The organism is Rhodococcus sp. T2V (assembly GCF_029269925.1).
Lineage (GTDB): Bacteria > Actinomycetota > Actinomycetes > Mycobacteriales > Mycobacteriaceae > Rhodococcus_F > Rhodococcus_F koreensis.
Map to the genome: position 1 here is coordinate 450,457 of NZ_JARJBD010000001.1, position 11,969 is coordinate 462,425.

Sequence of the window (11,969 nt, forward strand, 5' to 3'; positions counted from 1 at the left end):
CGGGCGCGGCGGTTGTCCGATTCCTTCCCCGCGGCGGGCGCGGCTGGTACATTTTAAGAATTCATTTCAGTTTTTGTCGGACGTATGCGTGTGACCAGGATATTTGGAGGCGTCGATGACTGTCGTCGATTCGGATGATGCACTGTCGGTACCCGCTGCGAAGAAGGGCCTGCCCCCGTCGATGGTGGAACGGATGACGCTCATCCTCGACGCGTTCGACGGCCGGACGTCGCGCCTGACGCTCGAAGAGGTGGCGTGCCGCACCCGGCTGCCGCGGTCCACCGTGCACCGCATCCTCGACCAGCTCGTCCGTCTCGACTGGGTCGACCACGCCAGCTTCGGCTACTGCCTCGGGCGGCGGGCGATGGGACTCGGCGGCGGCGACAACGGGCACAGCCAGGTCCGGGCCGCGGCGGCCCCGCTGCTGCACGAACTGCACATGCAGACCGGAATGGTCGTGCACCTGGCCGTGCTGGACGGCGCGGAGAGCGTGTACCTGGACAAGGTGGGCGGGCGGATGGCCGCCACCCTGCCGTCGCGGGTGGGTGGGCGTGTCCCTGCCTACACGACGGCGGGCGGCAAGGCGATGCTCGCGTGGGTCGACCCGGAACAGGTCGACGGCATGTACGGGCCGCGGCTCGGCCGCAGCACGGACCGCACGATCACCGAACTGTCCACGCTGCACCAGGAGCTCAACCGGATCCGGCAACGCCGCGGTCTCGCTTTCGAGCGCGGGGAGGCGGTGCGCGGGATCGGGTGCGTCGGTGTCGCGGTCCGTAGCGCCGACGGACCGGTGGCCGGCATCTCGCTGTGCGGAGACGCGCGCACCGTCCAACTCGAGCGCGTCGCCCCGCTCGTCGTCGACGCCGCCAGGGAAGTCACGCGGACGCTGCACCCCGAACTGGGAACGCCCCGTCGCGGCCGCCGGGCTCCGGAGATCCCGGACAGCTCGTGGTCGACCGAGACCCTCGACCAGCTCCTCGCGGTGCAGTCGGGTCAGTGGCTGTAGCGCCCGTGCGTGGTTGACGAGTCCCCGGACTCGTTACGCGCGCACGGGCAGCGGGGCGGCATCGAGACCGAAACCGCCCCGGAAGAACACCATCGGCCGCTCCTCGCAGACCGATTCGAGTTCCCGGACGCGTCCGATCACGACGTCGTGATCGCCGGCGGTGTGCACCGACTGCACGTCGGCGTGCACGCGCACGAGGACCCCCGGCAGCGACGGCGTCGACCACCGCGACGGCTCCCAGACGAGCCCGTCGAACTTGGCACCCCGGCTCGAACCGAACCGGGCGCAGAGGTCCGTCTGATCTTCGTGCAGCACGTTGATCGTGAAGCGTCCCGACCGCCGGATGCGCGGCCACGCCCGGCCGCGGTGATCGGCGCAGAACAGGATCAGCGGCGGCTCCAGCGACACCGACGCGAACGACTGGCACGTGAAACCCACCGGACCCTCCGCGTCGAGCCCCGTTACCACCGTCACGCCGCTGGCGAATTGCCCGAGGGCACGGCGCATCTCGTCCGGTGACGGTGCGTCCGGGTGTGCCGCGGGCTTGCTGCCGGCCGGGTCGGTTGCCATCAGACCGCCTCCGATTGCTCTTCCGTCGCCGACCGATTCGGCGATCGACCCCGAGGCTAGGGACGCCCCCGAAGTGTCACGAGATGCCGTCTCGGTCAGTGGAAGTCCCCGGCCGAGCGGTGCCAGGGCGGGGCGGGTGTCTCGCTGACCGGGATCGCTCCTGTCCGAGCCGGGAGCACGCTGGCAACGTGATCGACCATGACGACTGACTCGAGTTACGAGGGCACCCTGAAGGAGCTGACGACCGACCTCGGCGTGCTTCGCTATCACGAGGCCGGCGACGGTCCGCCTCTCCTGCTGCTGCACGGTTCCGGCCCCGGCGTGACGGGGTGGCGCAACTTCCGCGGCAACCTCGACGTCTTCGCCGAGCACTTCCGCACCTTCATCCTGGAGTTCCCGGGATTCGGGGTCAGCGACGATTTCGGCGGCCACCCGATGCTCACCGCGGGCGACGCGGTGCTCCGCTTCCTCGACGGTCTCGGACTCGACGAGGTGGCGATGCTCGGAAACTCGATGGGCGGTATCGTCGCCACCCAGTTCGCGATCGCACACCCCGACCGGGTCGCCAAGTTGATCACCATCGGCGGCATCGGCAGGAACCTCTTCAGCCCCGGCCCCGGTGAGGGCATCAACCTCCTGATGGAGTTCACGGACGACCCCACCCGGGAACGACTGATCGCGTGGCTGCACTCGATGGTGTTCGACCCCGCCATGGTCACCGAGGAACTGATCGAGGAACGCTGGACGCAGGCCACCGACCCCGAGACCCTCGCCAGCGCCCGCAAGATGTACAGCAAGGCCGCGTTCGAGGCCGGCGCCAAGGCCGCACTCGCGTCCGACGCCACCCCGTACTGGGCTCAGCTGCACAAGGTGACGGCGCCGACGCTGCTCACCTGGGGCCGCGACGACCGGGTCAGCCCGCTGGACATGGCGATCATCCCGATGCGGTCGATCCCGCGGGCGGAACTGCACGTGTTCCCGAACTGCGGGCACTGGGCGATGATCGAGCAGAAGACGGCGTTCGAGAGCGCCGTCCTCGCCTTCCTGCTCCGCAAGGACGGCAGCGGACGATGAGCGGCACCGCAGAAACCTTCGACACCACAGTCGATTTCCTCGTCGTCGGCAGCGGTGGCGGCGGCATGGCCGCGGCGATCGCCGCGGCCCACCGCGGGATCGACACCCTCGTCATCGACAAGGGCGCGACGTTCGGCGGATCCACGGCCATCTCCGGCGGCGGCATCTGGATACCCAACGCCCCGACGCTGCGCGCGAAGGGTGTCGTCGACTCCCGCGAGTCGATCCGCCGCTACCTCGACATCATCACCGAGGGCACTGTCGCCGCCGACCGCCTCGACGCGTTCGTCGACAAGGGTCCCGAGCTGATGGAACTCCTCGACCGCAGCCCGCACATGAAGCTGTACTGGGTGAAGGGCTACTCCGACTACCACCCGGAATACGAGGGCGGGCGGCCGCTCGGGCGCACCATCGAATGCACACCGTTCGACACCCGAGCGCTGAAGGAGGACGAGCAGTTCCAGCGCCCCAACAGCATGAAGGGTCCGCTGGGCCTGTGGGTCACGTCCAAGGACTACCACGACCTCGCCATGGTCAAGCGCACGTGGAAGGGCCGCAAGGCGTCGCTGGTGGCGGCGTGGCGGGTGGCGTCCAACGTGATCCGGCGACGCCACATGGCGACCGGCGGACGCGCACTGGTGGCACGGATGCGGATGGTCCTCAAGGACGCCGGGGTGCCGCTGTGGCTGACGACGTCGATGACGGAACTGATCGTCGATGACACCGGAGCGGTCGTGGGTGTGCTCGCCGAGCGCGGCGGACAGACGGTCCGGATCGGCGCCCGCCGCGGCGTGCTGCTCGCGACCGGCGGGTTCGACCACAACCAGGACATGCGGACCAAGTACCTGCCCCGGCACGGCGTTCCGGACGTCAGCGCCGGCGCCCGGGAGAACACCGGCGACGGCATCGTCGCCGGCCAGAAGCTCGGCGCGGCAGTCGACCTGATGGACGACGCCTGGTGGATGCCGTCGGTGCTGCACCCGATGGGTGCCGTGATCCCGCTCGTGTCGGAGCGGTGCATTCCGCCGTCCGTCATCGTGAACGGACGCGGCGAACGCTTCACCAACGAGTCCTCGCCGTACGTGAACTTCGTGCACGACCAACTCGACGGCGGCCACGTCCCGGCGTGGTTCGTCATGGACAACAAGGCGAAGTCGCGGTACCCGTTCGCGCAGGTGCTGCCGGGTGTGCCGTTCCCGCAGGGATTCTACGACTCCGGTGTCGTGCACAAGGCCGACACGCTGCGCGACCTCGCCGAGAAGATCGGCGTCAAGGCCGACGCCCTCGTCGCCACCGTCGACCGGTTCAACGGCTTCGCCCGCACCGGCACCGACGAGGACTTCGGCCGCGGCGACAGCGCGTACGACCGGTACTACGGCGACCCGACGATGAAGAACCCGTGCCTCGACGAGATCACGCAGGGCCCGTTCTACGCGATCCGCTGCGAGGCAGGCGACCTGGGCACCAAGGGCGGACTCGTCACCGACGCCGACGCGCGGGTGCTCCGCGAGGACGGGACCGTCATCGACGGCCTGTACGCCACCGGCAACACGTCGGCGTCGGTGATGGGCAACGAATACGCAGGCGCGGGCGCGACCATCGGCCCCGCCATGGTGTTCGGCTACATCGCCGCGCAGCACGTCGCCCACGTGAGTGGCAAAGAGTCCCGGAACACACGACAGCACTCACGTGCGGGGGAGGTGGCGTGATGCTGAGCGACGCACAACGACTGTCCGCCGCCCACCTCCTGCGGAACGCCGAACGGAACCGCGCACCCATCGATCCGCTGACCACCGTGTTCCCGGGCATCGACGTCGTCGACGCCTACGAGATCGCGCTGCTGAACATCCGGGCACGGCTGGCCGCGGGGGAGACGGTGTACGGCCACAAGGTCGGACTGTCCTCCGAGGTCATGCAGAAGATGATGGGCGTCGACGAACCCGACTACGGACATCTGCTGTCGAGCATGGTGTACGCCGAGGGGACGCCGATCGACACCGCGCAGTTCTGCTACCCGCGCATCGAGGTGGAGATCGGATACGTCCTCGGCGAGACTCTGCCGGGGGAGGGGTGCACCGAGGCGGACGTGCTCGCGGCCACCGAATACATCGTTCCCAGTATCGAATTGATCGACTCCCGCATCACGGACTGGAAGATCGGGCTCGCCGACACGATCGCCGACAACGCGTCCTCGGCCGGAGTGATCCTCGGCGCCGGACGGGTGGAACCGGCGAATGTCGACATCGGCGGGATCTCCGCGGTGCTCTTCCAAGGTGAGAAGGAGATCGCGCGGGGCGAAGCGTCGGCGGTGCTCGGCAATCCCACGAAGGCCGTGGCCTGGCTGGCGCGGAAGGTCGCGAGCTTCGGGGTGCGGCTCGAGGCCGGGCACGTGATCCTGCCAGGCTCCTGCACCCGCGCGATCGACGCCCGCCCCGGCGACGTGTTCCGCGCCGACTTCAGTGACATCGGTTCCGTATCAGTAGAATTCAAGTAAGGCGACAATTGTGACCAAGGCTCTCGCCGCGATCGTCGGATCCGGCAACATCGGCACCGACCTGATGTACAAACTCCTCCGCTCGGAGATCATCGAGCCCCGCTGGATGATCGGCGTCGACCCCGACAGCGAGGGACTGAAGCGCGCCGCCGACCGGGGTGTGATCGCCAGCGCCGAGGGCGTCGACTGGCTGCTCGCCCAGGACGAGCGCCCCGACATCGTCTTCGAGGCCACCTCGGCCTACGTGCACCGGGCGAACGCGCCCCGCTACCGGGAACTCGGCATCCAGGCCGTCGACCTCACCCCCGCCGCGCTCGGACCCGCGGTCGTGCCCGCCGTGAACATGGGCGAGCACCGCACCGCACCGAACGTCAACCTCATCACGTGCGGCGGCCAGGCGACCATCCCGATGGTCCACGCCGTCTCCCGGATCACCGAGGTCGCGTACGCCGAGATCGTCGCCAGCGTGGCCTCGCCCTCGGCGGGACCCGGCACCCGCGCGAACATCGACGAGTTCACGATCACCACGAGTCGGGGCATCGAGACGATCGGCGGGGCGAAGAAGGGCAAGGCGATCATCATCCTGAACCCGGCCGAACCGCCGATGTTCATGAAGGACACCGTGTTCTGCTCCATTCCCGCCGACGCCGACCGCGGTGCCATCACCGCGTCCATCCACGACGTCGCGGCGTCCGTGCAGGCGTACGTCCCCGGCTACCGTCTGCGCGCCGAACCGCAATTCGACGACCCGACGCCGATCAGCGGAGGACTCGCCCGCGTCGGCATCTTCCTCGAGGTCGAAGGCGCCGGCGACTTCCTGCCGCCCTATTCCGGCAACCTCGACATCATGACCGCCGCCGCCACCAAGGTCGGCGAGAGCTTCGCGACGCAGATCCTCGGCGCAAGCGTCTGAGCGCGTCCGCCCCACATTCACTCTTCGAAGGAATACCGATGCCTTACAGTGCCGATCTCGACATCCGGGTGACGGACTCGTCGCTGCGCGACGGCTCCCACGCCAAGCGACACCAGTTCACCGTCGACCACGTCCGCTCCATCGTCGGGGCGCTCGACGCCGCCGGCGTCCCGGTCATCGAGGTCACCCACGGCGACGGACTCGGCGGTTCCTCCTTCAACTACGGCTTCAGCCACACCCCGGAACAGGAACTGATCAAGGCCGCGGTGGAGACGGCGGAACACGCGAAGATCGCGTTCCTCATGCTCCCCGGACTGGGTGTCCAGTCCGACATCCGGGAGGCCGCGGACAACGGCGCGAGCATCTGCCGCATCGCCACGCACTGCACCGAAGCCGACATCTCCGTGCAGCACTTCGGGCTCGCCCGCGAACTCGGACTGGAGACGGTCGGGTTCCTGATGATGTCGCACAGCCGGCCGCCGGAGGTTCTCGCGCAGCAGGCGCGGATCATGGCGGATGCCGGCTGCCAGTGCGTCTACGTGGTGGACTCGGCCGGAGCGCTGATCCTGAACGCCGTCAGCGACCGCGTGTCCGCCCTGGTGACCGAACTCGGCGACGACGCGCAGGTCGGTTTCCACGGCCACGAGAACCTCGGCCTCGGAGTCGCCAACTCCGTGCTCGCCGTCGAGGCCGGCGCCCTGCAGATCGACGGCTCCACCCGGCGCTTCGGCGCCGGCGCGGGCAACACCCCGGTCGAGGCGTTCGCCGCCGTCACCGAGAAACTCGGAATCCGCACCGGCATCGACACTCTGAAGATCATCGACGCCGCCGAGGACGTCGTCCGGCCGATCATGGACGGCGACTGCCTGCTCGACCGGCTGTCGCTGACCATGGGCTACGCGGGCGTGTACTCCAGCTTCCTCAAGCACGCCGACTCCCACGCCCGACGGTACGGCGTGTCCGGTGCAGAAATCCTCATCGAGGCCGGCAAGCGCAAGCTGGTCGGCGGTCAGGAGGACCAGCTGATCGAAATCGCCCTCGGTCTCGCGGACCGGCAGTCCGCGGAACCTGCAGTCGCCGAGAAGAAGTCCGCCTAGGCGTTCCGCCGGGTACCGACACCAGAAAGCCGAGATCATCATGGGCCAGGTTCTTGACAGGATCGAACAGTACGCGGACGAGATCCGCGCGGAAGGCGCCGAGGGCGACAAGCTGATGCGCCTGTCGGACACGTCCGCGAAACGGTTGCGCGACTCCGGGGTGATGCGGATGCTGCAACCCAAGGAATACGGCGGCTACGAATCGCATCCGCGCGAGTTCGCGGAGACCGCGATGGGCATCGGCGCCATCGACGGAGCCGCAGGCTGGGTCAGCGGCATCGTCGGCGTCCACCCGTGGGAGCTGGCGTTCTTCGACCGCAAGGCCCAGGACGAGGTGTGGGGCGAGGACTCCGACATGTGGATGGCGTCGCCGTACGCCCCGATGGGGGTGGCCGTGCCCGTCGACGGCGGCTACGTCCTCAACGGACGGTGGTCGTTCTCCTCGGGCACCGACCACTGCGGGTGGGTCATGATCGGCGCCGCGGTCGGCGACCGGGACGGCAACCGGGTGATGCCACCCAAGATCCTGCACGTGCTGCTGCCACGCACGGACTACGACATCGACCAGGACAGCTGGAACGTCGTCGGGCTGCGCGGCACCGGATCCAAGGACCTGATCGTCGAGGACGCATTCATCCCGCAGCACCGGACGCTGCAGGCCGACAAGGTCTTCGACGGATCCGCGCCGAAGGAGTTCGGCCGCACCCAGACGCTCTACAACTTCCCGTTCTCGTGCATCTTCCCGCTCGGCATCACGTCGTCGCTCATCGGCATCGCCGAGGGCGCGCTGGCCTGCCACCTGAACGCGCAACGCGAACGCGTCACCGTCTCCGGGACCCCGATCAAGGACGACCCCTACGTGCTGTTCGCGATCGGCGAGGCGGCCGCCGAGATCGCGGCGTCCCGCGCAGCGATCCTGGAGACGGTCGACCGGTTCTGGGACATGACCGAGAAGGGGCAGGACATCTCGTTCGAGCTCCGCTCCATCGGTCGGCGCACCCAGACGGCCGCCGCCTGGCGGGCGGTGCGCGCCGTCGACGAGATCTTCGCGCGCTCCGGCGGCGGTGCGCTCCAACTGAAGACGCCCATGCAGCGTTTCTGGCGGGACGCCCACGCCGGCCTGTCCCACGCCATCCACGTGCCGGGCTCGATCTTCCACTCGTCGGCCCTCACCCAGCTCGGCGGCGAACCCCAGGGCATCCACCGCTCGATGATCTAGGCGCTTCGCGCCCGTGAGTGGTTAAGGAGTCCAGGGACTCGTCAACCACGCACGGGCGGCGGAGCCGCCTCCAGGAAAGGACTTCACATGACCGACATCCGAGGGCTCGGCTACCTGCGGATCCAGACGAAGGACGTGCCACGCTGGCGGGAGCTGGTGGTGGACGGGCTGGGCATGGCCGAGGGGTCGGGCCCCGAGCCCGGCGGCCTGTACCTGCGCGTCGACGAGCGACGGTCGCGGCTGATCGTCCTGCCCGGCGACACGGACAAGGCGCTCGCCGTGGGGTGGGAGGTGCGCGACCAGTTCGCCCTCCAGCGGGTGCGGGAGCAGGTGGAGAAGTCGGGCGTCACCGTCGACGTCCTGTCCGAGGAGGAGTCGCGCTACCGCGACGCCGAGCAGGTGATCGCGTTCGACGATCCGTCCGGCACCCGGGTGGAGGTGTTCTTCGGGCCGGTGCTCGACCACAGTCCCGTCGTCACCCCGCACGGGGGCCGCTTCGTCACCGGTGCACAGGGGCTGGGCCACGTGGTCCTCCCGACGCCGGCGTTCGAGGAGACCTACACGTTCTACACCGAGGTGCTCGGGTTCCTGCCCCGCGGCGCGATCCGGCTCGGACCGGCCGACGCCCCGGGACCGGCCCGCCGCGTGCGGTTCATGGGCGTCAACCAGCGCCATCACAGCCTCGCGTTGTGCCCCGCGCCGCACAGCGGCGAACCCGGGATGGTGCACCTGATGACGGAGGTCGACTCCCTCGACGCCGTCGGCCAGGCACTCGACCGGCTCGGCAAGCTCGGCTTCTCCATCTCGTCAACTCTCGGCCGTCACACCAACGACCGCATGGTGTCGTTCTACGTGCGCGCCCCCGGCGGCTGGGATCTCGAATTCGGCACGGAGGGCATGCTCGTCGACGAGACGCACTACACCGCCGAGGAGATCACCGCGGACAGTTACTGGGGCCACGACTGGTCGGGTTCCGAGCCGCTGGCGGCGTTCTCATGACGGTCTCGCGCGCCCGGATCGGCGCGGTGGCCACACTCGTCTTTCTCGGCGGAAGTGCCTGTTCCAGTGCGGCATCCGAGACGGTTACCGACACGTCGCCTCGGCCGGGCCAGCTACTCTCGTCCCGCGCCGTCGACGACGGTCTGGCATTGCCGAGCGCCGGGCGGAACGAGGTGATCACCTACGCGTCGCAGGACGGCAACGGCGACCCCGTCGTGGTGTCGGGCACCGTGGCGATTCCCCGCACGCCGGCGCCCGACGGCGGGTATCCGGTGATCAGCTGGGCGCACGGCACCACGGGCGTCGCGGACGCCTGCGCCCCGTCCGCGGATTTCGCGGGCGGCCCCGCCCACAGCTATCTCTCCGGGGTGAATGCGTCCCTCGACGACTGGGTGGCGAAGGGGTACGCGGTGGTGAGCACGGACTATCAGGGTCTGGGGACGCCGGGAATCCATCCGTACATCAACGGTGACACGGAGGCGAACGCCGTCGTGGACATCGTTCGTGCCGCCCGCGACGTGGATCCGGCGGTCGGCTCGACGTGGTTCGTGATCGGGCACAGCCAGGGTGGGCAGGCGGCGCTGTTCACCGCCGCGCAGGCAGGGGAGCGCGCCCCGGAACTGCATCTCGGCGGTGCGGTGGCGATCGCCCCGGGCAGCGGACTCGACCAGACGCCGCAGTACTTCCGCTCGGGTGTGCCGGGTATCGAAGCGGCCGAGGCGTTCCTCCCGCTGATCCTCCTCGGCGCGCAGGCCGCCGATCCCGCGATCGACCCGGCGGCGCTGTTGACGGAGCAGGCGCAACCGCTGCTGACGGCGGCGCGGACCGGGTGCATCGACGACATCCGGAAGGTGCCGCCCGTGCCCGCGGGTCAGGTCTTCCGCCCCGACGCAGACCTGGGGCCGCTGACGGAGTACCTGGGCCGCCAGGAGCCGTCGAGGGTTCACGTGCAGGTCCCGACGCTGGTCGCGCAGAGTTCCGGTGACCTGGTGGTGAGCAAACCGTCGACGGATCTGATGGTGAAGACGTTGCAGGACAACGGGAACGAACTCACGTATCGGACGTACGAGGGCGCGGACCATCGCGGGACGATCGGGGCGTCGCAGCAGGACGCGCAGGATTTCGTCGCCGGGATCCTCGCCCGCTGAGGGCGCCGGGACCTCCTCGGACGGCACGACCATCAACAGTCTGTTGACAACAGACTGTTGATGGCGTGAAGTGGTCGGGTGACCACCGACGACCAGACACACGCGGCCGCGCTGGATTCGGCCCGGACGACGCTGAACGAGGCCGGTGCTGCGCGGCTCGGGCGGCGTCCCTGGGAGCATTCCGGGCAGCCACGGTCGGACACCGACCTCGTCAGATTCGCTGCGTGGGTGTGCCGGGATGCGCAGGGCACGGACCCGGCGGTTCTCGCGGCCGGGCTGCGGCTGCTGTCTTCGGCGCGGGTCGAGCTCGACCAGATCGAGGCCGGTCTGCTGTTCGCCGCCCGCAGCAGTGGCCTGACCTGGCCGCAGATCGCGGAGGCGCTCGGCCTGGGTTCGGCTCAGGCCGCCCAGCAGCGCCTGAACCGGGTCCTTGCCAGGGCCGGCGACCGCGACGCGGAGGCCTGAGCGGTGCCGATCGTCCCCCTGCCGGAGGAGTCGGAGCGATACGGTGACACCCTGCTGACGGGCGTCGCAGCCAGCCCGGGAACCGCCGTCGGCCCTGCGCGGATCATCGTCGGCCTGGACGACTTCGCGCGCTTCCGCCCGGGTGACGTCCTGGTCTGCCGTACGACGTCGCCGGCCTGGACCCCGCTGCTGGCATGCGCCTGTGCGGTGGTCACCGAGACCGGCGGGGTGCTGGCGCACGCCGCGATCGTGGCCCGCGAGTTCGGCATCCCCGCCGTCCTGGCCGCGCCGATGGCCATGACCACCCTGACCGACGGCCTGCTGGTCCGCGTGGACGGCACGCACGGGCACGTCGCTGTTCCGAACGCCGGGAGGATCTGATGCCGCACCGCACACCGACGGACATTCTGGTGTTGCACGCCGTGCGGATCCTGGGCTACGCCGGGACCGCGCGCATCGCCGCCCGTTTCGACCTGCCTGTCGAGACGACCGTCGAGCACCTGCTCGATGCCCAGGCCCGTGGGTGGGTCACCCGTACCACCTTCGCCGAGGACAGCGGCTGGTCCCTGACCGATCCCGGGAAGGCGCACGGCGAAAGACTGCTCGCCGCCGACCTCGACCGGCGCGGGAGTCGGACCGTGGTGGTGCAGGTCCACCGGGAGTTCCTGCCGCACAACGTCGCCGTCGCGGACGCGTGCACCGCCTGGCAGCTGGCCGAGCTGGGTATCGGCGAGGTCACCGCGACCCTCGACGAGACCACCACCCGCCTGGCGTCCGCGGCCCGGGCCCTGGCCGATTTCGAGGCGCGCCTGGTCGCGGGCACGGACCGATTCGCCGGCTACCAGCAGCGGTTCGCCGGCGCCGTCGAGCGGTCGAGCACGGATCCGGCCTGGATCACCGCGACCGACCGCGACTCCTGCCACCGCGTCTGGTTCGAGTTCCACGAGGACCTCATCGCGTCCCTCGGCCTGGCCCGGTAAG

General features: G+C 69.5%; 13 protein-coding genes. 12 read left to right on the forward strand and 1 reads right to left on the reverse strand.

The window, feature by feature from the left end; translation table 11 throughout:
• Positions 1–115 precede the first annotated feature (115 nt).
• Positions 116–1,009 carry an IclR family transcriptional regulator gene (locus tag P3H15_RS01980; protein WP_276135713.1) on the forward strand — a complete coding sequence of 298 codons (894 nt, stop codon included), beginning with the start codon at positions 116–118 and terminating at the stop codon, positions 1,007–1,009.
• Positions 1,010–1,042: 33 nt separating this feature from the next.
• Here the strand turns inward: P3H15_RS01980 and P3H15_RS01985 are convergent, their stop codons facing one another.
• On the reverse strand, positions 1,043–1,579 hold the full coding sequence (locus tag P3H15_RS01985) for a flavin reductase family protein (RefSeq protein ID WP_276135714.1): 537 nt from the start codon (positions 1,577–1,579) through the stop codon (positions 1,043–1,045).
• A 198-nt stretch (positions 1,580–1,777) separates the two neighbouring features.
• Between P3H15_RS01985 and P3H15_RS01990 the strand changes: the two genes are divergently transcribed.
• The 11 genes from P3H15_RS01990 to P3H15_RS02040 all read left to right on the forward strand — a co-directional run bounded on the left by P3H15_RS01990 (position 1,778) and on the right by P3H15_RS02040 (position 11,968).
• The gene (locus tag P3H15_RS01990; protein WP_276135715.1) at positions 1,778–2,653 is read left to right on the forward strand and encodes an alpha/beta fold hydrolase; all 876 of its coding nucleotides are present in this window, start codon (positions 1,778–1,780) and stop codon (positions 2,651–2,653) included.
• On the forward strand, positions 2,650–4,362 hold the full coding sequence (locus P3H15_RS01995; protein WP_276135716.1) for an FAD-binding protein: 1,713 nt from the start codon (positions 2,650–2,652) through the stop codon (positions 4,360–4,362). The genes P3H15_RS01990 and P3H15_RS01995 overlap by 4 nt, the downstream gene beginning before the upstream one ends.
• Positions 4,362–5,147: a 2-keto-4-pentenoate hydratase gene (locus P3H15_RS02000; protein ID WP_276135717.1), complete on the forward strand. Its 786-nt coding sequence runs from the start codon at positions 4,362–4,364 to the stop codon at positions 5,145–5,147. Before P3H15_RS01995 ends, P3H15_RS02000 begins: the two co-directional genes overlap by 1 nt.
• Positions 5,148–5,154: 7 nt before the next feature.
• Entirely contained in the window at positions 5,155–6,060 is a 906-nt protein-coding gene (locus P3H15_RS02005) for an acetaldehyde dehydrogenase (acetylating) (RefSeq protein ID WP_276135765.1), read from the forward strand.
• A gap of 38 nt (positions 6,061–6,098) precedes the next feature.
• Positions 6,099–7,157, forward strand: coding sequence for a 4-hydroxy-2-oxovalerate aldolase (gene dmpG / locus P3H15_RS02010; RefSeq protein ID WP_276135718.1), 1,059 nt, complete (start codon positions 6,099–6,101; stop codon positions 7,155–7,157).
• A 40-nt stretch (positions 7,158–7,197) separates the two neighbouring features.
• Positions 7,198–8,376: an acyl-CoA dehydrogenase family protein gene (locus P3H15_RS02015; RefSeq protein WP_276135719.1), complete on the forward strand. Its 1,179-nt coding sequence runs from the start codon at positions 7,198–7,200 to the stop codon at positions 8,374–8,376.
• A gap of 87 nt (positions 8,377–8,463) precedes the next feature.
• Entirely contained in the window at positions 8,464–9,375 is a 912-nt protein-coding gene (bphC, locus tag P3H15_RS02020) for a biphenyl-2,3-diol 1,2-dioxygenase (RefSeq protein WP_276135720.1), read from the forward strand.
• Positions 9,372–10,523, forward strand: coding sequence for a S9 family peptidase (locus P3H15_RS02025; protein ID WP_276135721.1), 1,152 nt, complete (start codon positions 9,372–9,374; stop codon positions 10,521–10,523). Before bphC ends, P3H15_RS02025 begins: the two co-directional genes overlap by 4 nt.
• Positions 10,524–10,601: 78 nt before the next feature.
• Entirely contained in the window at positions 10,602–10,988 is a 387-nt protein-coding gene (locus tag P3H15_RS02030; protein ID WP_276135722.1) for a hypothetical protein, read from the forward strand.
• Positions 10,989–10,991: 3 nt separating this feature from the next.
• Complete coding sequence (locus P3H15_RS02035) at positions 10,992–11,369, forward strand: PEP-utilizing enzyme (protein WP_276135723.1); 378 nt, start codon at positions 10,992–10,994, stop codon at positions 11,367–11,369.
• Entirely contained in the window at positions 11,369–11,968 is a 600-nt protein-coding gene (locus P3H15_RS02040) for a hypothetical protein (RefSeq protein WP_276135724.1), read from the forward strand. The genes P3H15_RS02035 and P3H15_RS02040 overlap by 1 nt, the downstream gene beginning before the upstream one ends.
• Position 11,969: the final 1 nt, after the last annotated feature.

What these genes read in the sequence shown, in the direction of transcription:
- P3H15_RS01980 (WP_276135713.1), top strand. Translation starts at nt 116, where the DNA reads ATGACTGTCGTCGATTCGGATGATGCACTGTCGGTACCCGCTGCGAAG.
- P3H15_RS01985 (WP_276135714.1), bottom strand. Translation starts at nt 1,579, where the DNA reads ATGGCAACCGACCCGGCCGGCAGCAAGCCCGCGGCACACCCGGACGCA.
- P3H15_RS01990 (WP_276135715.1), top strand. Translation starts at nt 1,778, where the DNA reads ATGACGACTGACTCGAGTTACGAGGGCACCCTGAAGGAGCTGACGACC.
- P3H15_RS01995 (WP_276135716.1), top strand. Translation starts at nt 2,650, where the DNA reads ATGAGCGGCACCGCAGAAACCTTCGACACCACAGTCGATTTCCTCGTC.
- P3H15_RS02000 (WP_276135717.1), top strand. Translation starts at nt 4,362, where the DNA reads ATGCTGAGCGACGCACAACGACTGTCCGCCGCCCACCTCCTGCGGAAC.
- dmpG (WP_276135718.1), top strand. Translation starts at nt 6,099, where the DNA reads ATGCCTTACAGTGCCGATCTCGACATCCGGGTGACGGACTCGTCGCTG.
- P3H15_RS02015 (WP_276135719.1), top strand. Translation starts at nt 7,198, where the DNA reads ATGGGCCAGGTTCTTGACAGGATCGAACAGTACGCGGACGAGATCCGC.
- bphC (WP_276135720.1), top strand. Translation starts at nt 8,464, where the DNA reads ATGACCGACATCCGAGGGCTCGGCTACCTGCGGATCCAGACGAAGGAC.
- P3H15_RS02025 (WP_276135721.1), top strand. Translation starts at nt 9,372, where the DNA reads ATGACGGTCTCGCGCGCCCGGATCGGCGCGGTGGCCACACTCGTCTTT.
- P3H15_RS02040 (WP_276135724.1), top strand. Translation starts at nt 11,369, where the DNA reads ATGCCGCACCGCACACCGACGGACATTCTGGTGTTGCACGCCGTGCGG.